The organism is Acidisoma sp. PAMC 29798, from assembly GCF_030252425.1.
In the GTDB taxonomy this organism is placed as follows: domain Bacteria; phylum Pseudomonadota; class Alphaproteobacteria; order Acetobacterales; family Acetobacteraceae; genus Acidisoma; species Acidisoma cladoniae.
On the sequence record NZ_CP126994.1, the window covers coordinates 3,270,631 to 3,290,835 of the forward strand.

Genomic DNA, 20,205 nt, shown 5'->3' on the forward strand with positions numbered 1-20,205 from the left:
TGTCCTGGGTTCCTCACGCGTGGCTATGCGCGACGGAGGAATCCGCGCCGTGGCTGGTCTTGCCGGAGGCTCCGGCAGCAGCAGGCATCGGAAGCGGCCTTACAACAACCCGATCAGCGAGGCGCAGATCGACGACCTGAACGGGCCGATCAAGCAGTTTCAAGCGGGTATTGAGGTCGCGCAGGCGGGCCAGGGCATCATCCTGGTTCTCGCCCGGCAGCATGACGGTCGCGCCGGATTTCAGAACCAGGTTCCAACGCTCCTGGCCGATCCGCACCGCCGCCACCAGGCGGTCGGTGATTTCCGGAAAGGGCTTCATCTCCTGGAACAGCTCGGTCGCGGCGTCCGGCGCGCCGTCACCCACCACCAGAGGCAGGGACAGGTCATGCGCCGTCTGGGCGACGTTCTTGTCCCCCATCACGCCGCCGGCGCGGTCAATGAGGCGATAGCGCCCATGGTCCTGCCACACAGCGAAGGGCGCACGCTCGATCAACCGCACGACCAGCGTGCCCGGCAGACGCCGCTCCACCACCGCATCGGCAACCCAACCGAGGGCCAGGACGCGGCTGCGGGCGTCGCTCACGGAAAAGCCCAGGATCGGCTGGCCGACCGCGATGCCTAGGGCGCGCAGAAGCATCGGCTCCGGCGTATTCTCCCGCCCCGTGACTTCGATCGTGCGCACCGTGAGGCCCATGGAGGCGCCGAGTTCGCCGAGTGCCGTGCGAACGCCGCCCAGGCTGTCGCTGCGATCGGCGGAGCGCAGCACCAGACTGAGGCCGAAAATCACGATCAGCAGAAGGAAAGCGCCGACCAGCGGACGCAGGAAGCGGCGGAAGCGGCGCATGACCATGTCGCCACGGCTCGGCCGATCGACGACGCTACTGCTCGCCATGCGGGGTGCGGGCTGGGGTTTCGTCACGCGCGGCATTGCGCGCTCTCCACCATCCAGGCGCAGAGCGCCGGGAAGCCGATGCCGAGATGCGCCGCCTGCTCGGGCAGCAGCGAGGTCGGCGTCAGGCCGGGCTGGGTATTGACCTCCAGCAGCACGAGGCGGCCGGGCTCACCCTCGGTATCGTCATAGCGGAAGTCGGAGCGGGAGGCGCCGGTGCAGCCCAGCGCCTTATGCGCGGCGAGCGCCACATCCATCGCTTGCCGCGTAATGTCAGGATGGATCATTGCGGGAATGACATGGCGCGATCCGCCATCGGCGTATTTCGCCTCATAGTCATAGAAGCCCAGCGCCGAGGTGATTTCGGTCACGGCCAGTGCGCGATCGCCCATGACAGCGACCGTCAATTCACGGCCGGCGATATATTCCTCGGTCAGCGCCGTTGGGCCGAACTTCCAGTTCTGGGCGATCTCGGCGCGGCGGTTGTCACCAGCCCTCATGATGAAGACGCCGACGGAGGAGCCTTCCTTCTGCGGCTTGATCACGTACGGGCGCGGCATCGGGTCGGCCGCTTCCAGCTCTGCCAGATCGACCACGCGATGGCGCGCCACGGGCAGGCCGGCAGCGGCGAAGACCGTCTTCGCCGCAACCTTGTCCATGGCGATGGCGGAGGCGCGAACGCCCGAATGCGTATAGGGGATGCCCAGCCAGTCGAGCACACCCTGGATCGACCCATCCTCGCCGAAGCGACCATGCAGCGCATTGAAGATCACGTCCGGCTTGGGGTCGAGGGCCGCGAGCAGCGCCGCAAGATCGGCCGTCACGTCGATCGGCGTGACCTCGAAACCCGCTTGGCGCAGGGCGATGATGACCTGCCGGCCGGAGGAGAGGCTGACCTCCCGCTCGGCCGAAATACCGCCATACAGGACCGCGACATGGGTCATTGCCCCACCTCCGCCACGCGGGCGATGGGCTGACCGATGCGCTTAATCTCCCAGTCGAGCGTGACGCCTGTGGCGGCCAGCACACGACGGCGCACTTCCTCGCCCAGACCTTCCAGGTCGGCGGCGGTGGCCTCCCCGGTGTTGAGCAGGAAGTTGCAGTGCAATTCGCTCACCTGAGCGCCGCCGCGCGTCAGGCCCCGGCAGCCAGCGCCGTCAATCAGTTCCCAGGCTTTCATGCCGGGCGGATTGGCGAAGGTCGAACCGCCGGTGCGGGCGCGCACCGGCTGGGTCGCGGCGCGGGCGGCGCGGATTTCGGCCATGCGGCTGGCGATCAGCCGCGTGTCGCCGGGGGTCGCGCGCAGCCGGGCGCGGGTCACGACAGCACCCACCGGCAAATTGGAGTGGCGATAGGACAGGTGCAGGTCGGCAGCCGGCAGGCGCATCTGCCCGCCGCTGCGCGTCACGATCTCGACCCAGTCGAGGCAGGCGGCCATGTCGCTGCCATAGGCGCCGGCATTCATGGCGACGGCGCCGCCGATGCTGCCGGGAATGCCGCAGAGAAATTCGAGGCCCGCGAGGCCGGCTGCGGCGGCATGTTCGGAGACGGTGACATCCAAAGCCGCCGCGCCGCAGACGATGCCACCGTCATCGACCGTGATCGTCGTGAAGCCGCGCGCCAAGCGGATCACCACGCCGGAGATGCCGCCATCGCGGATGATGAGGTTCGAGGCCGCGCCGATCACCGTCACCGTGATTTCAGGCGGCAGGGCCCGCAGAAACTGCGCGAGGTCGGCCGCGCTCGACGGTTTCACCAGGAACTCGGCCGCACCGCCGACGCGGAACCAGGTGACGGCCCCAAGCGGTGCCTCGGCCTGAATGCGGCCCTTGAGCGTCGGCATCTCAGCGACGGGCGACACGGATTTTGCTGCGGCCATCATGCGGCAGGTGTCCCGGCCACGCGGCGGGCTTCCTGGCCTTGCTGCAAGCTGGCGAGCTGCGCCGGCAACGCCGTCGCCCAGCCGGTGATATTGCCCGCGCCGAGACACACGACCATGTCGCCCGAATGCGCCATGGCATGGACCATTTCGGCGAGGTGGTCGGGGCCGGCCAGCGGCACGACGCTGCGATGGCCGCGCGCCCGCAAGCCATCGACCAGGGCATCGCGGCTGATGCCGGCGATCGGCGCCTCCCCGGCAGCATAGACATCGGCCACGATCACCGTGTCCGCGTCGTTCATGCAGGCGCAGAACTCCTCGAACAGGGATTGCAGGCGCGAATAGCGATGCGGCTGCACCACGGCGATGACCTGACGGGCGCCGGCCTGACGCGCGGCCTTCAGCACGGCCGCGATCTCGACCGGATGATGGCCGTAATCGTCGATGACGGTGATGCCGCCGGTTTCGCCCGTCTTGGTGAAGCGGCGCTTCACGCCCCGGAAGGCGGCCAGACTGGTGCGAATGGCGGTCTCGCCGATTTCCATCTCTATGCCGACCGCGATGGCGGCCAATGCGTTCGACACATTGTGCTGGCCGAGCATGGGCAGGCGGAACGGCCCCATGCGGCGCTGGCGGTTGCGCAGCCGGTCCGTGACCGTCACTTCGAAATTGGCGCCGGCCTTGTCGGCCACCAGACGCTCGGCCCGGATATCGGCCTGCGGGCTGAAGCCATAGGTGATGATGCGATGATCCGCGAGGCGCGGGATCATTTGCTGCACGGCGGGATGATCCACGCACAGCACAGCGAAGCCGTAGAAGGGAATATTGCCGACGAACTGGCGATAGCCCGCCTCCATCGCCTCCTGGGTGCCCCAATGGTCGAGATGCTCGGGGTCCATATTCGTGACAACGGCGATCACCGCCGGCAGGCGCAGGAAGCTGCCGTCGCTCTCATCGGCTTCCACCACCATCCAATCGCCGGCGCCGAGGCGCGTATTGGTGCCATAGGCATTGATGATGCCGCCGTTGATGACGGTGGGGTCGAGGTTGGCGCCTTCCAGCACGGCCGCGATCAGGCTCGTCGTTGTGGTCTTGCCATGCGTGCCGCCGACCGCGACGGACCAGCGCAAGCGCATCAGCTCGGCCAGCATTTCGGCGCGACGCACGACGGGGATCAGCTTCGCCCGCGCCGCTTGAACTTCGGGGTTGTCGGACTTCACAGCGGAGGACACGACCACGACCTGGGCCTTGCCCAGATTGGCGGCGGCATGGCCGATCATCACGTCAATGCCGGCGCCGCGCAGCCGCTTCACATTGGCGGAATCGGCCAGATCCGTGCCCTGTACCGAATAGCCGAGGTTGTGCAGCACCTCGGCTATGCCGGACATGCCGATGCCGCCGATGCCTACGAAATGGATGGTGCCGATATTGAGCGGAAGCGCCCTCATGACTGCGTCTCCCTCACCATGGCGCGCTCCACCAGATCGGCGAGCGCATCGACCGCCGAAACGCGGCCCTGCGCCCGCGCGGCCGTCGCCGCCGCGACCAGCGCTTCGGGCGCGCTCAGCAACTCGGTCAGGCGTGCGGTCAAGGCGGCGGCGGTGAAACTCGGCTGCGGCATCGCCCAGGCGGCACCGGCATCCGCGAGCATGGCGGCATTGGCGGTCTGATGGTCGTCGATGGCATTCGGCAGGGGAATCAGGATGGCAGGCCGGCCGACCGCCGCGAGTTCCGCGATGGTGGAGGCGCCGGCACGGGCGATCACCAGATGCGCCGCCGCCAGATGGCGCGCCATATCGGTAAAGAAGGGCGCGACCTCTGCGGTGATGCCGGCCGCCGCATAGGCCGCACGAACGCCGTCGGCATCTTCCTTGCGGGCTTGCTGCACGACCGAGAGCCGCGCGCGGATCGCCACCGGCAAGGCGATCAGCGCCTGGGGCACGACCTCGCTCAAGACGCGGGCACCAAGCGAGCCGCCGGTGACCAGCAGATGGATCGGACCATCCGCCTCGGGCGGCACATAGACGGTGCCGGCGACCGCCACGATGGCTGGGCGCACGGGATTGCCGACCAGCGCGGTCTTCGCGCGGGCCGGCAGCTTGGTGGTGGGCGAGAAACTGAGCGCCAGCGTAGTCGCCATGCCCGACAGGGCGCGGTTGGCGCGACCGAGCACGGCGTTCTGCTCATGCAGCACCACGGGGATTTTCAGCCGCGACAGCTTCGCGGCGACCACGGGCGGCACCGAGGGATAGCCGCCGAAACCCACGATGGCGCCGGGGTCGAGCCGGCGCAGCAGGCGCGCGGCCGAGACAGTGCCGGCGGCGAGCGCGCCGACGGCGCGAGCGCCCTTCGCGACACCACGACCGGCGACACCGGCGCCGGGCAGGACATAGCGATCGCCCTCAGCAAAGGCGGCGCTGGCGCGACCGGCGGAGCGGCCGTCCGTCATCAGCACGGGGCGATAGCCACGGCCGGCGAGCGTCACGGCCAGCGCCTCGGCGGGGAAGAAGTGGCCGCCGGTGCCCCCGGCCGCGATGACGATGGGAATCACGCGTGGTCCTCTCATGCCCTGTCGCTCCCCGAGAAGCGGCGGCGCGTCAGGGCCAGCAGCATTCCCATTTCCAGCGCGACAGACAGCGCCGAGGATCCGCCATAGGAGATGAAGGGCAGCGTCATGCCCTTAGTCGGGATGAGCTGAAGCGAGGAGGCCATGTTCACGAAGGACTGCAGGCCGAAGCTGATCAGCAGACCGGCCGAGGCCAGCAGCACGAATTGGTCGGTCTCAGCGATCAGGCGCAGCAGGCCGCGCAGCACGATGGCCGCGAAAATGCCCAGAATCAGCAGGCAGACGACGAGACCGAACTCCTCTCCCGCGACCGCAAAAACGAAATCGGCATGGGCATCGGGCAGGATGTCCTTGACCATGCCCTCGCCCGGCCCGCGACCGAGCAAGCCGCCATTTCCGAAGGCCTGCAAGGCCGTCAGCGCCTGATAGGCGGTGTCATGCGTCGGATGGAGGAAGCGCTCCACACGAATATGCACATGCGGCATCAGGAAGAAGGCGGCGATGAAGCTCACCACCAAGCCGCCAGCCGCGATGCCAACCAGTGCGATATTCAGTCCGTCCAGGAAGAGCTGCGACAGGAACACGATGCTGATGACGGCCAACATGCCGATGTCCGGCTGGGACTTCAGCAACAGGGCGATCACGGCATAGAGCATGAAGGCGATGATCCGGCCCGGGAAGCGCGCGGTGTTGCGCGCCTCGACCAGCAAACCCGCCGTCAGCACGGCGAAGAAAGGCTTCAGGAACTCGCTCGGCTGAAGGGACAGGAACGGGATGTTGATCCAGCGCCGCGCGCCCTTGATCTCGACGCCATGGACCAGCGTGAAGGCGGTGAGTGCTAGGGCTATGAAGGTGCCGGTGAGCGCCAGCCAGCGCACGCCCTTGGGCGACAGCAATGACACGCCGACGACGATGCCACCGGCCAGCGCCAGGAAGGCGACTTGCTTGACGATCAGCATATCGCGCGGATCGCCGATGCGATGCGCGACGGCGGGGCTAGAGGCCAGCACCAACACATAGCCGAAGCCGATCAGCGCGCCGATGCAGAGCAGCGTCCAACGATCGACCGTCCACCACCAGCGGCCGAGCGTGGATGTATCGGTGCGCGACAGAGCGGGCATCAGGCAGCCCTCCCATTGTGCGCGTGAGGTTCATCGAGCGCAGCGACGAGATCCGCGAAACGATCGCCGCGAGCCTCGAAGCCGGAAAACTGATCTAAGCTCGCGCAGGCCGGCGACAGCAGAACGACCGACGCGCCGAGCGCCTTCGCGCGCTCATAGGCGGCGGGCACGGCGGCTTCGAGGCTGCCGGCAAGATGATGCGGAACCTCATGCGCGGCGAGGGTTTCTGCGAAGGCGGGCCCGTCTCGGCCGATCAGCTCGGCATGGAGGATACGCGGGAAGAATTCCGCCAGCATGGCGATGCCGCCCGCCTTTTGAATGCCGCCCGCAATCCACACGATGCGCTCGTAACAGCCGAGTGCGCGCGCCGTCGCATCGGCATTCGTTGCCTTGCTATCGTTGATGAAAACGATGCCGTCATGAATGCCGACTCGGCTTTGGCGATGCAGCAGTCCGGGAAAAGTCGCGATGCCGCGCGCGATCGTGGAGTCGTCAACGCCAAACGCGCGGGCCATAGCGCGGGCAGCGGCAGCGTTCTGCGCATTATGCGCGCCGGGAAGTGCGACGGTGCCGGTCGCTGCATGCGCGCCACTGATGCGGATGACCGTCGCCGCTTCCTTGGCCAATGCGTCAGCCATCGCCATGGACAGCGCGTCGTCGATTCCGACAACGGCCACGTCGTCGCCCGTCTGTCGCGCAAAAATGTTGCGCTTTACATGGGCGTAGCCGCTCATGTTGCCATGACGGTCCAAGTGATCGGGACTAAGATTAAGCATTGCCGCAGTATTGAAGCGGAGAGTCGCGATTCGCTCCAACATGTAAGACGACATTTCCAGAACATAGATTCCGTCGTCCGGCAGCAGCGGCAGAGACAGCGCGGCAGTGCCGAGATTTCCGCCGGCCGCCACAGGCATGCCGGCCTCGGTCAGGATATGGGCGAGCAGCGCCGTGGTGGTCGATTTGCCGTTGGTGCCGGTGATGCCCGCGAAGCGCGCCTGCGACCCCGCGCGACGCACCGCCTGATACAACAGCTCCGCGTCACTCAACACGGGAACACCAAGCGCGATGGCGCGCGCGGCGACGGGATGCGGCGACGGCAGGATATGCGGAATGCCCGGTGACAGCACCAGGGCATCGAAGGCGAAATCGCCAGTTGCGAGATCGACGACGGAAAACCCTTCCGCCTCGGCGGCGGCGCGCGCAGTCGCGCCATCGTCCCACAGCACCGTATCGGCACCCATGGCGCGCAAAGCGCGCGCGGCGGGCAGGCCGTTGCGGCCCAGACCGAGAATGGCGAAGCGGGCCCCCGCGAAGGTGTTGGCCGGAAACGCCATCAGCGAATCTTCAGGGTCGCGAGACCCACGAGCGCCAGGATCATCGACACGATCCAGAAGCGAATCACGATCGTCGCTTCTGCCCAGCCCTTCTTTTCAAAGTGGTGATGCAGCGGCGCCATCAGAAAGACGCGACGCCCGGTGCGCTTGAACCAGAACACCTGCACGATGACCGAAAGAGTCTCGACGACGAAAAGACCGCCGACGATGGCGAGCACGATCTCATGCTTGGTCGCGACCGCGACGGCGGCGACAGCGCCACCCAGCGCGAGGCTGCCGGTATCGCCCATGAAGACCGCCGCCGGCGGCGCATTGAACCACAGGAAGCCGAGGCCTGCGCCGATCAGCGCCGCGCAGAAGATCGCAAGCTCACCCGATCCCTGCACGAAGGGCAGTTCGAGATAGCCCGCGAAGATACGATTGCCGACGAGATAGGAGATCAGGGAGAAAACCACCGCGACGATGATGGTCGGCACCATCGCGAGGCCGTCTAGACCATCGGTCAGATTGACGGCATTGGACGCGCCGATCATCACCAGCATGCCGAAGAGCGGGAAGAAGATCCCGAGCGGAATGAGCACGTTCTTGAAATCGGGAATCGATATGCCGCTGCCGAGCGGCCCACCGATATGGACCATGATCCAGGTCGAGGCGATAAGGCCGATGATGGCCTGACCGACCAGCTTCAGCCGGCCCGACAGGCCTTTCGTGTTGCGCTTGCTGACCTTCAGATAATCATCCGCGAAGCCGAGCGCGCCATAGCCAAGCGTCACAAAAAGTGCTGACCAGATATAGGGATTAGCCAGATCCGCCCAAAGCAGCGTGGAAATGGTGAGGGAGCTAAGAATGAGCACACCGCCCATCGTCGGCGTGCCCTTCTTCTCGACCAGATGCCGCTCAGGCCCATCCAGGCGAATGGGCTGACCGTGCTTCTGCATGCCGCGCAGCATGCGAATGACACGCGGCCCCAGCATGAAGCTGATCACCAGCGAGGTCATGCAAGCGCCGCCGGACCGGAAGGTCAGGTAGCGGATCAGGTTGAGGATATGCAGGTGGTCCGCAAACGGCAGAAGGAGTTTGTACAGCATCAGGCAGGCTCCTCAGCGTCGGCTCTGCTGGGGAGTGCCGCGACGATCAAGGCCATGCGGCTGCCAAGGCTGCCCTTGACCAGAACCGCGTCACCGGGACGCAGCGCGGCCGCGACGAGGGGGGCGAGCACCGCCGAGGTCTCGGTATGGACAGCGCGCAGATCGGCGGGAACGGCGTCGAACAGGCGCCGCATTTCGGGTCCGCAGGCAAAGAGAAGATCGGCGTTGGCGGCCACGTCCGGCGCCAGACCCTCATGCTCAGCGGCGCTCGCGTCGCCCAATTCGCGCATATCGCCGAGCACGGCGATCCGCCGCGTGGCGGGTTGCAGGCCGAGCACGGCGAGGGCCGCGCGCACCGACGGGGCGGAGGCGTTGTAGCTTTCGTCCAGCAGCAGCGCCTCTCCGCCCGTTACATAGATCGCCCGGCGTGCGCCACGGCCTTGGACGGCGGAAAACCCATCGAGGGCGGCCGCGGCGTGATGCGGATCGACGCCCAAGGCGACGGCAGCGGCGATGGCTGCCACGGCATTGATCGCCATGTGGCGGCCGGGGGCTGCCAGCCGGAAGGCCAGTTCATGATCGTCGAAAGTCATGGTGACCGAAACGCCCTCGGCATCGCTCACGGCCGCCACCAGCCGCGCCTCGGCCGTCGCGTCCTCGCCGAAGCGGATGACCCGGATATCGTCGCGAAGGCCCTGGCGCAGCATGTCCAGATGCGGGCTATCTGCCGGCAGCACGGCGGTGCCGCCCGGTGCGAGGCCCGACAAGATCGTGGATTTCTCAGCCGCGATGGCGTCGATGCTGCCCATATGGCCCAGATGGACCGCCGCGATGTTGGTGATCACCGCCACATGCGGCTGGGCCAGCGCCGCCAGCGGCGCGATCTCACCCGGATGATTCATGCCGATTTCGGCGACGCAGAAGGCGGCCTCCGGCGGCAACCGGGCGAGCGTCAGCGGCACGCCCCAATGATTGTTGTAGGAGGCGACGGCCGCATGGGTTTCGCCGGCCGAAGCCAAGATCCGGCGCAGCATTTCCTTCGTCGTGGTCTTGCCGACGCTGCCCGTGACGGCCACGACCCGGCCGCCGAAGCGCGCACGGGCGCGGGCGCCGATGGCGGTCAGACCGCCGAGCGTATCGGCCACACGCAGCAGCGGGGCATTATCGTCCAGGCCCGGAGGATCGCGATCCACCAGGGCGCCCGCCGCACCACGACCCAGGGCATCGGCCACGAACAGATGCCCGTCCCGGTTTTCCCCGTGCAGAGCGACGAACAAGTCCCCGGTGGCGACGGTACGGGTGTCGATGGAAATGCCATTCACCGCAAAGGGCCGGTCCATCCGGCCGCCAGCGGCCTCAGCCAGATCTGCCGCCGACCACAGCGCGCTCATGGCGCACCGGCCAGGCGACGGATGACCGCCGCGTCGTCGAAAGGCAGTGTCTCAGTGCCGACGATCTGGCCCTGCTCATGGCCCTTGCCGGCGACCACCAGCACGTCTCCGGCGCGCAGCATGCCGAGGCCCGCCGCGATGGCGGCCTCGCGATCCCCGATCTCGATCGCATCCGGACAGCCGGCCATGACCTCGGCCCGGATGGTGGCGGGCGGCTCACTGCGCGGATTGTCATCCGTCACGATCGCCACATCGGCATCGGCCACGGCGGCGGCGCCCATCAGCGGGCGCTTGCCCCGGTCCCGGTCACCACCGGCACCGAAGACGATGACCAGCCGGCCCTCGGTATGCGGGCGCAACGCCGACAAGACACGCGCGATGGCATCCGGCGTATGGGCGTAATCGACATAGGCGGCGGCGCCGTCATCGAGGGTCGCGGCCAGTTCCATGCGGCCGCGCACGCCGACCAGCCCGCTCAGCCGGTCGAGGGCCGCACTCTCCCCCAACATCAGCGCAAGACCGGCGGCGAGCAGCGCGTTATCGGCCTGGAAGCGACCGGGCAGCGGCAGGTCGATGTCGAAGCGACGGCCGCCAGCGGTCAGCGTCAGGACCTGGCCGCTTGGGCGGGGGGTCGCGTGGTCCAGCCGGATGACCGTGCCGCCCTCACCCACCGTGCCGAAGTTCAGGCCCCGCCGCACGGCGATCTCCGCCATCGCCGCGCGCGTCTCCCCGTCCAGCGCCATCGCCGCCAAAGCGGGCGCGCCGCGCGGCAGCAGATCCGCGAACAGGCGCAGCTTGGCGGTGCGATAGCCCGCCATCCCGCCGTGATAATCGAGGTGGTCGCGCGTCAGATTGGTGAAGGCACCGGCCGAGAGCCGCAATCCGTCCAGCCGATATTGATCGAGGCCATGGGATGACGCCTCGATCGCGACATGCTGCACGCCCGCAGCGGCGAGACTCGCCATGGTCTGCGCGAGGCTGACCGGATCGGGCGTTGTGAGACCCGTGCCTTGCGGCATGCCCGGCGCCATGAGGCCGAGCGTGCCGAGGGACGCGGCCTTATGCGCGCCGAGGCTCCAAAGCTGGCGCAGGAAATCAGCCGTGCTCGTCTTGCCGTTGGTTCCGGTGACGGCGGCGATGCGACGCGGCTGGGCGCCGGCCAATTGCGCCGCCATCTGGGCCAGGCGTCGGCGCGGCTGCGGGTCCAGAATCAGCGGCCGAGGCGGCACGCCCGCCGGCCATTCGGTACCCGGGGGCGCCAGGATGGCGGCGGCCCCATTCGCCACCGCATCCCCGATGAAGCGCCGCCCGTCCTGGGACTGGCCGGGCAGGGCCGCGAAGACGAAGCCGGGGCGCACGTCACGGCTGTTCGCCGTAATGCCGCTCACATCCAGGTCGGCGCTGAGCGAGGTGGCCGAGGGCGGCCCGCCGCGTCGATCGACCCAGGACGAGCCGGCTGTTGTCAGGGTGCGCATCAGGTCAATGAGCCGCATCTGCGGCGGCCGTCAGCGGCACGCGATACATTGCATCGTGGCGCAGGGTGGACGCCACCATCGACGGCGCCGGCACGCTGTCCGCGACCTTTGCCCGGCCGAGATGGCTCTCCTTGCGGGCCGGCTTGTCGGCGGCGGCCACGTCATCCGGCTCACCGGGGTTGTCGGGGCCAAGCGGCGTCACGCCCGGCGGCGCGTTGATATGGGTGGCGATGGCCAGTTCGGCGTTGATCGCGTCCACGTCCGTGAAGCGGGGCATGACGTTCAGCATCGGACCGATGCGCGCGATGGTGTGGCTGACGGCAGGACCCGCCATCCAGCCACCGGTGGTGAAGCCATGGGTCTCGGCCGTCGCATGGCCGGAATCGATGGCGATATAAACGACGTAGCGCGGCGCATAGATGGGAAAGGCCGCGACGTAGGAGCTGTAGTTGGTGTGCTTCACGTAGCCGCCATGGGCGGCCACCTTCTGCGCCGTGCCGGTTTTGGCGCCAACGAAATAGCCTGGCACTTCACCGAAATTGCCGGTGCCATCAACCACGATAAGGCGCATCAGCTTGCGCATGGTGTCCGAGGTCGATGGCTGCATCACCGTCGTGCCGGTGCGCGGCGGGTCACCGGGCTCGGCCGCCAGCAGCGTCGGCGGATACAGCGTGCCGCCGTTGACGATGGCGACGGCAGTGTTGGAGATGTGCAGAGGCGTCTCGGCGATGCCGTTGCCGAAGGACACGGTCATGACGGTGGCCTTGCCCCAGGCGCTGGCGGGCTGGGTCTGCGGCAGCGCCGCCTCCGGCAATTCGATCGGCTCGCGCGACAGCAGGCCGAGCTTCTTCAGCCAATCACGCTGGCGATCCTTGCCGATGAGCACGGAAATGCGCGACGCCCCGATATTGGACGAGAAACGCATGATGTCCGGCAGCTGCATCCAATAATGCTTCGGCTCGAAATCGGTGATGTGGAAGCGCCCGATGGGAATGGGATGCGTGGTGTTGAAGGAGTCCCACAGGTGGATGACGTTGTCGTCCAGCGCCATGCTCGCGGTTTGCAGCTTGAACACGCTGCCCGGCTCATAGGTGCCGGTCGCGCAGCGGTTGAAGCGCGCCGCCGGATCGGCGCTGCCGAGGTCATTGGCGTCAAAGTCGGGAATGCTGACCATGCCGAGCACTCGCCCGTCATTGGCATCCTGCACGATGCCGCAGCCGCCGATGGCCGTGAATTGCTTGACCGCCGCCGACACCTCATCCCGCAAGATGGCCTGCACCCGCACATCGATCGAGAGCCGCAGCGGCGTGGTGTCAGTGTTCAGGCGCGTGTTGAAGAACTTCTCGACACCCGCAACGCCGTCGCCGTCGACATCGACACCGCCCAGGATCTGCGCCGCCGTATCACCCAGCGGATAGCGCCGCACGGCCGACATCTGGAAGGACAGGCCTGGAACGCCGAGGTTATTGATCGCAAATTGCTGCGCCGGCGTCACGGTGCGCGCGATATAGACGAAGGCCTTGGCGGAGGCGAGGCGCTTCGCGATCTCCGGCTCATTGATGTCGGGCAGCACGCGCTTCAGCGCCTGGGCCACCGTATCCGTATCGATCATCTGGCGTGGATCGGCATAGAGGCTGGCGACCGGCAGCGACACCGCCAGGATCTGGCCATTGGCGTCGATGATGGCGGCGCGACCCGGCGGCGGCGGCGGCACCGCGACGGGCGCCGAATCAAAATGCTCGACCACACGCGGCGCGGGCTTCAGCGGGCTGATCAGCGTGGCATCCGCGAGCTTGCCGGCGACCGCCAGGAACAGCAGGACAAAGACGCCGGCGACGGCCACGAGGCGGCCCCGGCTCTTTTCGATCGCGGCGCGGCGCCGCAGATCGGGCGTCGTGATGCGCACCGTTTCGCCACCGCGCCCTTCGGGCATCGGACCCCAGGGGTGGTTTGGACGGGCGTCGGGGGGCGGCGCGTCGTTCACGAGCGGCCGCGCTACTGCGAATTGGAATAGAGTGGACGGGGCGGCGCCAGATCGGCGGCGGCCATCCCGAGCGACGAGCCCGAGGCCGGACTGTACATGACCGTCGCTGCCGGCGGCGTAATGCGCTGCATCGGCACGTAGCGCGTGGGCGCGGTCTGGTGCGCGTCATTAGCGGCATAGAGCTGAACCGGGGCTGCAGCCGGCGCAACGTGGTGGTGTGTCCGGGCCACCACGGTGCGGCGGGTGGCGACAGCATCGGCCAGCGGTGGTGTCACGCCACTGGCCGACGCCAACCACGCACGGCTCGGCAGAGTCGGCGTGCTTGCGCGGGGCGCACGCTTCATGGGCTTCGGACGGTTCGGAGCAGGCCCGTTCTGAGAGAGGGCGAGCGGCGGCAGCGGCGGCGTCGCCACGGCCTGGGCGGGAACCGCAGGCAAAGGTGCCGGCGTGGGATCAGCGGCAGCGACGTCAGGCGCAGCCACCACCGGAGCAGGCACCACCGGCGGCTCAAGCGCGGCGATCCGCGGCAGCGGCGAGGTATGCGGCAGGATGGTCGGGGCGGCCAAGGCCATCGGTACGCCCTGCGTGGCGTCGGGCGTGGCATCCGGTGCCGTGGATGCGGGTAGGCCCACCGGTGGCAAGGCGGCGGCAAGCTGGTCCATGGTCAGAAGCTGGGTCGGGCCCATCGGCTGCAAGGTCAGATACTGGGTCGCCAGGCTCTGCAACCGCTCAGGGTCGTTCATCAGCGCCCAATCGGCTTTCAGCATCCGTGTACGGTCGCGCGCGGCATCGATGTCGTGGAAGGTGCTGCGCAATTCGGAGTCCAGCGCGAAGGCGCGCTGCTTGACCTGATAGAGATAGAGACCGGACCCGGCCGCCATCATGAGGCAGATGCAGGTGAAGGGGCGGATCATGCCGCAAGCTCCTCGGTGTCGAGGCGACGAAGGGCGCGCAGCCGGGCACTCCGGGCGCGCGGATTGGCGGCGATCTCAGGCTGGCCCGGCCGCAGCGCCTTGCGCGTCAGCATGGTGAAGCGCGCTTCCGCCGTCGGCAGCAGGCCCCGCGGATCATGGCGGGACGGGCTGGCCGTCTGCCCTGCGGCGTCGATCATGAAGCGTTTGACGATGCGATCCTCCAACGAATGGAAGGAGACGACGACGAGGCGCCCGCCGGGGCGCAGGATGCGCGCCGCCTGATCCAGCGCTCGCTCGATCTCCCCCAGCTCGTCGTTCACGCTAATGCGCAGCGCCTGGAAGCTGCGGGTGGCGGGGTCGATGCCCGAACGGTCGGGCGGCAGCACGCCGCGAATGATGCCGGCAAGCTGCGCCGTGGTGGTGATCGGCTCGACCGCGCGGGCAGCGACCACGGCGCGGGCGATCCGGCGGGACTGACGCTCCTCGCCGAATTTATAGAGCAGGTCGGCAAGATCGTCGGCCGAAAGCTCACGCACCAGATCGGCGGCGCTGCGGCCCTCGCGACCCATGCGCATATCCAAGGGACCGTCCATGCGGAAGCTGAAGCCGCGCTCGGCCTCGTCGATCTGGAAAGACGAGACACCAAGGTCGAGCACCACACCATCGAGCCCATCGACGCCGCGTTCCGCCAGCAGGTCGAGCAGGTCGCCGAAGCGGCCTTCGATGAGATGGAGACGGCCGGGGAAGCTGGACGCCAGGGCGGCGCCCCGCGCGATGGCCTCGGGGTCACGGTCGATCGCCCAGATGGTGCAGCCGGCCTGGTTCAAGATGGCGCCGGTATAGCCGCCGCCGCCAAAGGTGCCGTCGAGATAGACGCCACGGTCCTGCGGAGCGAGCGTCTCCAGCACCTCGGCGAGCATGACGGGCACATGGGTCCGGGTCATGCGGGCGTCCCCGGCAGCGTCAGGACGCGCGAGCGCGCGCTTTCGCGCGCCTCTGCCCGACGACGTTCGGCGGCGGCCGGCTCCCAAATCTGAAAAATGCGCCCGAGTCCCATAAAGACGACGTTATCCGTAAGTCCCGCATGGGCAATCAGGGATTCTGGAAGAATCATGCGCCCTTCCTTGTCGGCGCTGATCGGGTGGGCGTCGAAGTAAAGCGCGCCGGCCAGATCGTCATGCGCCTCACTGAACAGGTCGAGCCGCTCGAGCGGCTCGGACAACTGGTCAAAGATCGCCTTCGGCCAGGCTTCGATGCAGGGATGCTTGTGGGAGGGGCGGAGGATCATCGCGGCGCCACCTTCGGCACCGGAATCCAGCGATTTGAGGGCCGTGCGATACGCGAGGGGCACGGACACCCGCGCCTTGGCATCCAACCTGTTCAGGTGGGTCCCGAGAAAATGCGTCATCGGGCCCCCTTCACTGTCCGCCGGCCACTCCACCGGCGGCGCGGATTGAGGGCGAAAAACGCCATCAGCCTCACCACTTGGGATGATCTGGGATATCATGGGTGTAACTGGGCGTCAAAGGGATTTACTGTCCGTTGCGAGGACAGGGGCGGGAAAAATCAGGATGAAACAAGCACTTCCGCCGCTTTTCTAAGGCCTCCTCAATCCCGCTGTTGTAATATTACGTTTTCGTTTTGTTCTATATTCACGAAGATGTGATTCTTGCGGCGCGTTGGGACCTGATCGAGCGGTCGAGCTTAGCATCCCAAGGGTTGTTTCAATATTTGAGGAATGACTTGCCGTTGGTCTTTGGCAAATCATCCCCGCGCTGCGTCATGATTATGGCCTAAACTGGGAAGCCATAGAACTGGCAACAGGACAGGCCCCCGCTGGCCTTTTGGCGCATTCCACCAAAAACCGAAAATGCCCAAAACCGAAAATGCCAGACGGTCTGTAAGCCGGGTTCTGTCCGGGCCGCTCGCGCGGCCGTGGACGGCCATTCCTCTGGGACGCGCCTCGCGGCACGCCTCACGCGACCAACCCGGGTGACGGGGCGAGAACACCCTCGCGGCACATCCGGCCGAAGCCGAATGCCCGCCGGCCACCCCTATTCGGTCTTGCTCCCGGTGGGGTTTACCCTGCCCCCACTGTTACCAGCAGGGCGGTGCGCTCTTACCGCACCGTTTCACCCTTGCCCGCAGGCTTGCGCGTGCGGGCGGTTTGTTTTCTGTGGCACTGTCCCTGGGGTCGCCCCCGCCGGCCGTTAGCCGGCACCGTATTCCCGTGGAGCCCGGACTTTCCTCCACCATGCCCTTACAGTCATGGCAGCGGCCGTCCAACCGTCTGGCGCCGGCTGCTTGCGCCGCGCGGCGGCGCGCGTCAAGCGATGGCAGCCGCCAGAATGGCAATCCGCCCGGCCGTCTCGGCATCGGCGAGGCCCGTGATGGCAGCGGGCCGCCAATGCCGTTGGAAGGCCCGCAGCACCGTCGCGAAAGCCTCGGGCCCGGCGCTCTCGGGCGACACCGGATAGCCGATGCGGGCCAGGTCAGCCCGCGCATCGGTCACCCCAGCGAGCGTGTCGGAAAAATCCGGCCACAGCCCGACGCCGGCGACGGCCAGACCCGGCCAATCGAAAAGCTCACCCGGATCTTCCTTCCGATCCGGCGCGATATCGCTATGGGCGACGACATTGCGCGGCGGAATGGCGTGGCGCGACAGGATGCCCAGCGAGAGGTCGCGCACAGCCGCCATCTGCACCTCGGGGAATGGCCGATAGCCCCATTCATGGCCGGGATTGACGATCTCGATGCCGATCGATCGCCCGTTCAGCAATTCATGACCGCGCCAGGCGGAGACGCCGGCATGCCAGGCCCGGCGCGCCTCTGGCACCAGACGCCAGACGGTCCCGTCTTCCTCCACCACATAGTGGCAGGACACGCGGGAGGCCGGATCGCACAACCGGTCGATCGCCGCCCGCCCGCTGGTCATGCCCGTGTAATGCATCACCAGGATATCGACCGGCTCCGGCCGCTCGTCATGATTGGGAGAGAGCTGCTCCCGCACCATCACGGCTTGCGCAGCACGTCCAACGGCACGACCACGCCGTTCCGCTCGAAATGCCAGAAGGTCCAGCCGTTGCAGGAGGGTGCGTTCGTCAGCTCAGCGCCGATCTTGTGAATGGAACCGCGCAGATCCCCGGCGCTGACGCTGCCATCCGAGCCGACCACGGCGGACACGCGGCGCTGCTTGTCGAACAAGACCGTGCCGGCGGCGATCGCCCCGCTTTCCACCAGGCTGCCGAAGGCGATGCGCGGCATGTCCCGCCGCGACGGCGTGATGGACATCGCGTCGGCCGCGAGCACCTTGGTGTCCCGCAGCCGGCCCCAGGCCGCCTCGACATAGGCGGGATGCCGCTCGATGCCGATGAAATGGCGCCCAAGGCGTTTGGCGACCACGGCCGTGGTGCCGGTGCCGGAAAAGGGGTCGAGCACGATATCCTCGGGCGCGGTCGAGGCGAGCAGCACGCGGTGCAGCATCGCCTCAGGCTTTTGCGTCGGATGCAGCTTCAACCCATGCTGGTTGCGCAGTCTTTCCGGTCCGCCACAGAGCGGCAGATACCAGTCGCTGCGCATCTGCAAATCATCATTCGCGGTCTTCATCGCCTGATAGTTGAAGCGGTAGCGCGAATCCCGGCCACGCGCCGCCCAGATCAGGGTCTCATGGGCATTGGTAAAGCGCCGGCCCCGGAAATTCGGCATCGGATTGGCCTTGCGCCACACGATGTCGTTCAAAACCCAGAAGCCCAGATCCTGAAGAATGGAACCGATGCGAAAGATGTTGTGATAGGCGCCGATCACCCACAGCGTGCCATCCTTGCGCAGCACGCGGCGGCATTCGGTCAACCATTCCCGCGTGAAACGATCGTATTCGGCGAAATCCGCGAAACGATCCCAATCGTCATCGACGCCGTCGACGATGCTTTCATCGGGCCGCCTCAGCTCACCCTGAAGCTGAAGATTGTAGGGTGGATCAGCGAAGACGCAATGCACCGAGGCCGGCGGCAGCATCCGCATATGATGGATGCAGTCGCCCAGCAGAAGCTGGTCCAGCGGCAGTTCGCGGGTAAGATCCACATCCCTCCTCATGACGCCACACCCGGACGTCGGCACGCCAGTCGGTTCAGCATGACGATGGTCTAAGCAGGCACGGAATTGACAAGGACAGCGGGCACGGGGTCAAGCGACGGCTCTCCATCTGTGGCCATCTCCGGCCAATCCCATAGCATCGGACTGACCTCGGTCAGCGTGATGCGTTCAAGAATGGCGCGGACAGGCGCGAAATCACGACGATGATGCGGGGTCACGCCGAGCCGCGCCAAGGCCTCACAATGGGCCGCCGTGCCATAGCCGGCATTCGTCGCCCAACCATAATGGGGAAAGCGCACCGCCAGCCGCGCCATGGCGCGATCACGCGCGACCTTGGCGACGATGGAAGCCGCCGCGATCGACAGGCTGATGGCATCCCCACCGATCACGCATTGCGTGGCGCAGCGCACATCCGGCGGCCGGTTGCCGTCGATCAAGGCAAGATCCGGCGGGTTGGGCAGCCGCTCCAGCGCCCGCTTCATGGCGAGCATGCTGGCCCAGAGGATATTGATCCGACCGATTTCCGTGACCGAGGCCGCACCGACTGCGATTTCCGCCGTGCCGGCCAGCTTCGCGGCATAGAGCGCGCGGGACGCCGCTTCCCGCCGCTCGGCCGTGAGTTTCTTGGAATCGTCGAGCAGCTTGCCGAGGCCACGCGGCACACCGCGCGGAAAGACCACGGCGGCGGCGACCACTGGCCCCGCGAGCGGGCCTCGGCCGACTTCGTCGAGGCCGGCGACACGGCCGCCGGCGGCGCGTTCCAGCTTGTAATGCGGCGCCATCAGTCGAGCCCCAGCAGGCGCCGCCAGAAGCCGCTAGACGACGCCGGGCGCGGCTGGTGGGACACATGCGGGCGCGTCGCGGGCGGGCGCAATGCGCTGCTCAGCATCTGCCGCCCCGTCTCCCGCGTGCCGATCAGGCGCTGCTGGAATTCGAGGATGGCGGTGGCGCTTTCATCGAGCGGGTCCTGCCCGAGCGCCTCGGCGACCACGGCCGCGCCCTGGAAATCGCCGGCACGGCGATGGATGTCGATCAAGCACAAGCGCGGCTGAATTTCCGGCGATGGCGGCCAGACGGAGGCTGCCTGCTGCCGCCATGTCACCGCCCAGGCGGTTTCCTCGGCGTCATCTGCCGCCCAGGCAGCCTGGAGCAGCGCCTCGGCCGCCGGCCAGCCGTCGCTCCGGCGCTGACACAGCAGCGCCCAGAGCAGGAAGGGCCGCGCGAAGGCCGGCGCCTGGGTGCGCAGCGCTGCATATTCGGGGTCGGCGCGCACCACCTCGGCATCGGTTGGGGACAGCGCCGCGAGATCGGGCGCCGCCGCACCGCAGCCGGAGCATTCGGCGATCCAGCGCCGCAGCGTGGAGCGCGCCGGCTCACCGGGCCGGAAATCGAGATCGGGGGCGAGCTCCGGTGCGGGGACCTTGAACATCGGGCGCACCACGGCGCCGCAGACCGCGCAGATGCTCATCGGA

The 20,205-nt window shown here is 67.4% G+C and carries 18 protein-coding genes and 1 other RNA gene; all 19 read right to left on the reverse strand.

What is annotated here, in order from left to right:
- Window positions 1-13: 13 nt before the first annotated feature.
- A complete protein-coding gene (locus QP803_RS15785) occupies window positions 14-928 on the reverse strand; it encodes a cell division protein FtsQ/DivIB (RefSeq protein WP_284944427.1) in 915 nt (304 codons plus the stop codon).
- Window positions 916-1,833: a D-alanine--D-alanine ligase gene (locus tag QP803_RS15790; RefSeq protein WP_284944428.1), complete on the reverse strand. Its 918-nt coding sequence runs from the start codon at window positions 1,831-1,833 to the stop codon at window positions 916-918. Before QP803_RS15790 ends, QP803_RS15785 begins: the two co-directional genes overlap by 13 nt.
- Window positions 1,830-2,771, reverse strand: a complete 942-nt coding sequence (gene murB, locus QP803_RS15795; RefSeq protein ID WP_434082857.1) for a UDP-N-acetylmuramate dehydrogenase — start codon at window positions 2,769-2,771, stop codon at window positions 1,830-1,832. Before murB ends, QP803_RS15790 begins: the two co-directional genes overlap by 4 nt.
- Complete coding sequence (gene murC / locus QP803_RS15800; RefSeq protein ID WP_284944429.1) at window positions 2,768-4,216, reverse strand: UDP-N-acetylmuramate--L-alanine ligase; 1,449 nt, start codon at window positions 4,214-4,216, stop codon at window positions 2,768-2,770. Before murC ends, murB begins: the two co-directional genes overlap by 4 nt.
- Window positions 4,213-5,334, reverse strand: coding sequence for an undecaprenyldiphospho-muramoylpentapeptide beta-N-acetylglucosaminyltransferase (gene murG, locus QP803_RS15805; protein WP_284944430.1), 1,122 nt, complete (start codon window positions 5,332-5,334; stop codon window positions 4,213-4,215). Before murG ends, murC begins: the two co-directional genes overlap by 4 nt.
- Complete coding sequence (locus QP803_RS15810) at window positions 5,331-6,455, reverse strand: FtsW/RodA/SpoVE family cell cycle protein (protein ID WP_284944431.1); 1,125 nt, start codon at window positions 6,453-6,455, stop codon at window positions 5,331-5,333. The genes murG and QP803_RS15810 overlap by 4 nt, the downstream gene beginning before the upstream one ends.
- Window positions 6,455-7,789, reverse strand: a complete 1,335-nt coding sequence (gene murD, locus QP803_RS15815; RefSeq protein ID WP_284944432.1) for a UDP-N-acetylmuramoyl-L-alanine--D-glutamate ligase — start codon at window positions 7,787-7,789, stop codon at window positions 6,455-6,457. The genes QP803_RS15810 and murD overlap by 1 nt, the downstream gene beginning before the upstream one ends.
- Window positions 7,789-8,877, reverse strand: coding sequence for a phospho-N-acetylmuramoyl-pentapeptide-transferase (mraY, locus tag QP803_RS15820; protein ID WP_284944433.1), 1,089 nt, complete (start codon window positions 8,875-8,877; stop codon window positions 7,789-7,791). Before mraY ends, murD begins: the two co-directional genes overlap by 1 nt.
- The gene (locus QP803_RS15825; RefSeq protein WP_284944434.1) at window positions 8,877-10,268 is read right to left on the reverse strand and encodes a UDP-N-acetylmuramoyl-tripeptide--D-alanyl-D-alanine ligase; all 1,392 of its coding nucleotides are present in this window, start codon (window positions 10,266-10,268) and stop codon (window positions 8,877-8,879) included. Before QP803_RS15825 ends, mraY begins: the two co-directional genes overlap by 1 nt.
- A complete protein-coding gene (locus tag QP803_RS15830) occupies window positions 10,265-11,761 on the reverse strand; it encodes a UDP-N-acetylmuramoyl-L-alanyl-D-glutamate--2,6-diaminopimelate ligase (protein ID WP_284944435.1) in 1,497 nt (498 codons plus the stop codon). Before QP803_RS15830 ends, QP803_RS15825 begins: the two co-directional genes overlap by 4 nt.
- Window positions 11,748-13,727, reverse strand: coding sequence for a peptidoglycan D,D-transpeptidase FtsI family protein (locus tag QP803_RS15835; RefSeq protein WP_284944436.1), 1,980 nt, complete (start codon window positions 13,725-13,727; stop codon window positions 11,748-11,750). The genes QP803_RS15830 and QP803_RS15835 overlap by 14 nt, the downstream gene beginning before the upstream one ends.
- A gap of 11 nt (window positions 13,728-13,738) precedes the next feature.
- A complete protein-coding gene (gene ftsL / locus QP803_RS15840) occupies window positions 13,739-14,641 on the reverse strand; it encodes a cell division protein FtsL (RefSeq protein ID WP_284944437.1) in 903 nt (300 codons plus the stop codon).
- Window positions 14,638-15,585, reverse strand: a complete 948-nt coding sequence (gene rsmH, locus QP803_RS15845; protein WP_284944438.1) for a 16S rRNA (cytosine(1402)-N(4))-methyltransferase RsmH — start codon at window positions 15,583-15,585, stop codon at window positions 14,638-14,640. The genes ftsL and rsmH overlap by 4 nt, the downstream gene beginning before the upstream one ends.
- The gene (gene mraZ / locus QP803_RS15850; RefSeq protein WP_284947935.1) at window positions 15,582-16,049 is read right to left on the reverse strand and encodes a division/cell wall cluster transcriptional repressor MraZ; all 468 of its coding nucleotides are present in this window, start codon (window positions 16,047-16,049) and stop codon (window positions 15,582-15,584) included. The genes rsmH and mraZ overlap by 4 nt, the downstream gene beginning before the upstream one ends.
- 477 nt (window positions 16,050-16,526) lie before the next feature.
- An RNA gene (gene rnpB / locus QP803_RS15855) (RNase P RNA component class A) lies at window positions 16,527-16,935 on the reverse strand.
- Between the two features lie 32 nt (window positions 16,936-16,967).
- A complete protein-coding gene (locus QP803_RS15860) occupies window positions 16,968-17,654 on the reverse strand; it encodes an N-acetylmuramoyl-L-alanine amidase (protein WP_284947936.1) in 687 nt (228 codons plus the stop codon).
- Window positions 17,654-18,733: a site-specific DNA-methyltransferase gene (locus tag QP803_RS15865; RefSeq protein WP_284944439.1), complete on the reverse strand. Its 1,080-nt coding sequence runs from the start codon at window positions 18,731-18,733 to the stop codon at window positions 17,654-17,656. Before QP803_RS15865 ends, QP803_RS15860 begins: the two co-directional genes overlap by 1 nt.
- 50 nt (window positions 18,734-18,783) lie before the next feature.
- A complete protein-coding gene (rnhB, locus tag QP803_RS15870; protein WP_284944440.1) occupies window positions 18,784-19,515 on the reverse strand; it encodes a ribonuclease HII in 732 nt (243 codons plus the stop codon).
- Window positions 19,515-20,201: a hypothetical protein gene (locus QP803_RS15875; protein WP_284944441.1), complete on the reverse strand. Its 687-nt coding sequence runs from the start codon at window positions 20,199-20,201 to the stop codon at window positions 19,515-19,517. The genes rnhB and QP803_RS15875 overlap by 1 nt, the downstream gene beginning before the upstream one ends.
- Window positions 20,202-20,205 lie beyond the last annotated feature (4 nt).

What these genes read in the sequence shown, in the direction of transcription:
- murC (WP_284944429.1), bottom strand. Translation starts at nt 4,216, where the DNA reads ATGAGGGCGCTTCCGCTCAATATCGGCACCATCCATTTCGTAGGCATC.
- rsmH (WP_284944438.1), bottom strand. Translation starts at nt 15,585, where the DNA reads ATGACCCGGACCCATGTGCCCGTCATGCTCGCCGAGGTGCTGGAGACG.
- ftsL (WP_284944437.1), bottom strand. Translation starts at nt 14,641, where the DNA reads ATGATCCGCCCCTTCACCTGCATCTGCCTCATGATGGCGGCCGGGTCC.
- mraY (WP_284944433.1), bottom strand. Translation starts at nt 8,877, where the DNA reads ATGCTGTACAAACTCCTTCTGCCGTTTGCGGACCACCTGCATATCCTC.
- mraZ (WP_284947935.1), bottom strand. Translation starts at nt 16,049, where the DNA reads ATGACGCATTTTCTCGGGACCCACCTGAACAGGTTGGATGCCAAGGCG.
- QP803_RS15825 (WP_284944434.1), bottom strand. Translation starts at nt 10,268, where the DNA reads ATGAGCGCGCTGTGGTCGGCGGCAGATCTGGCTGAGGCCGCTGGCGGC.
- QP803_RS15860 (WP_284947936.1), bottom strand. Translation starts at nt 17,654, where the DNA reads ATGGTGCGGGAGCAGCTCTCTCCCAATCATGACGAGCGGCCGGAGCCG.
- QP803_RS15790 (WP_284944428.1), bottom strand. Translation starts at nt 1,833, where the DNA reads ATGACCCATGTCGCGGTCCTGTATGGCGGTATTTCGGCCGAGCGGGAG.
- rnhB (WP_284944440.1), bottom strand. Translation starts at nt 19,515, where the DNA reads ATGGCGCCGCATTACAAGCTGGAACGCGCCGCCGGCGGCCGTGTCGCC.
- QP803_RS15785 (WP_284944427.1), bottom strand. Translation starts at nt 928, where the DNA reads ATGCCGCGCGTGACGAAACCCCAGCCCGCACCCCGCATGGCGAGCAGT.
- murB (WP_434082857.1), bottom strand. Translation starts at nt 2,771, where the DNA reads ATGATGGCCGCAGCAAAATCCGTGTCGCCCGTCGCTGAGATGCCGACG.
- QP803_RS15830 (WP_284944435.1), bottom strand. Translation starts at nt 11,761, where the DNA reads ATGCGGCTCATTGACCTGATGCGCACCCTGACAACAGCCGGCTCGTCC.
- QP803_RS15865 (WP_284944439.1), bottom strand. Translation starts at nt 18,733, where the DNA reads ATGAGGAGGGATGTGGATCTTACCCGCGAACTGCCGCTGGACCAGCTT.
- QP803_RS15875 (WP_284944441.1), bottom strand. Translation starts at nt 20,201, where the DNA reads ATGAGCATCTGCGCGGTCTGCGGCGCCGTGGTGCGCCCGATGTTCAAG.
- murD (WP_284944432.1), bottom strand. Translation starts at nt 7,789, where the DNA reads ATGGCGTTTCCGGCCAACACCTTCGCGGGGGCCCGCTTCGCCATTCTC.
- murG (WP_284944430.1), bottom strand. Translation starts at nt 5,334, where the DNA reads ATGAGAGGACCACGCGTGATTCCCATCGTCATCGCGGCCGGGGGCACC.
- QP803_RS15810 (WP_284944431.1), bottom strand. Translation starts at nt 6,455, where the DNA reads ATGCCCGCTCTGTCGCGCACCGATACATCCACGCTCGGCCGCTGGTGG.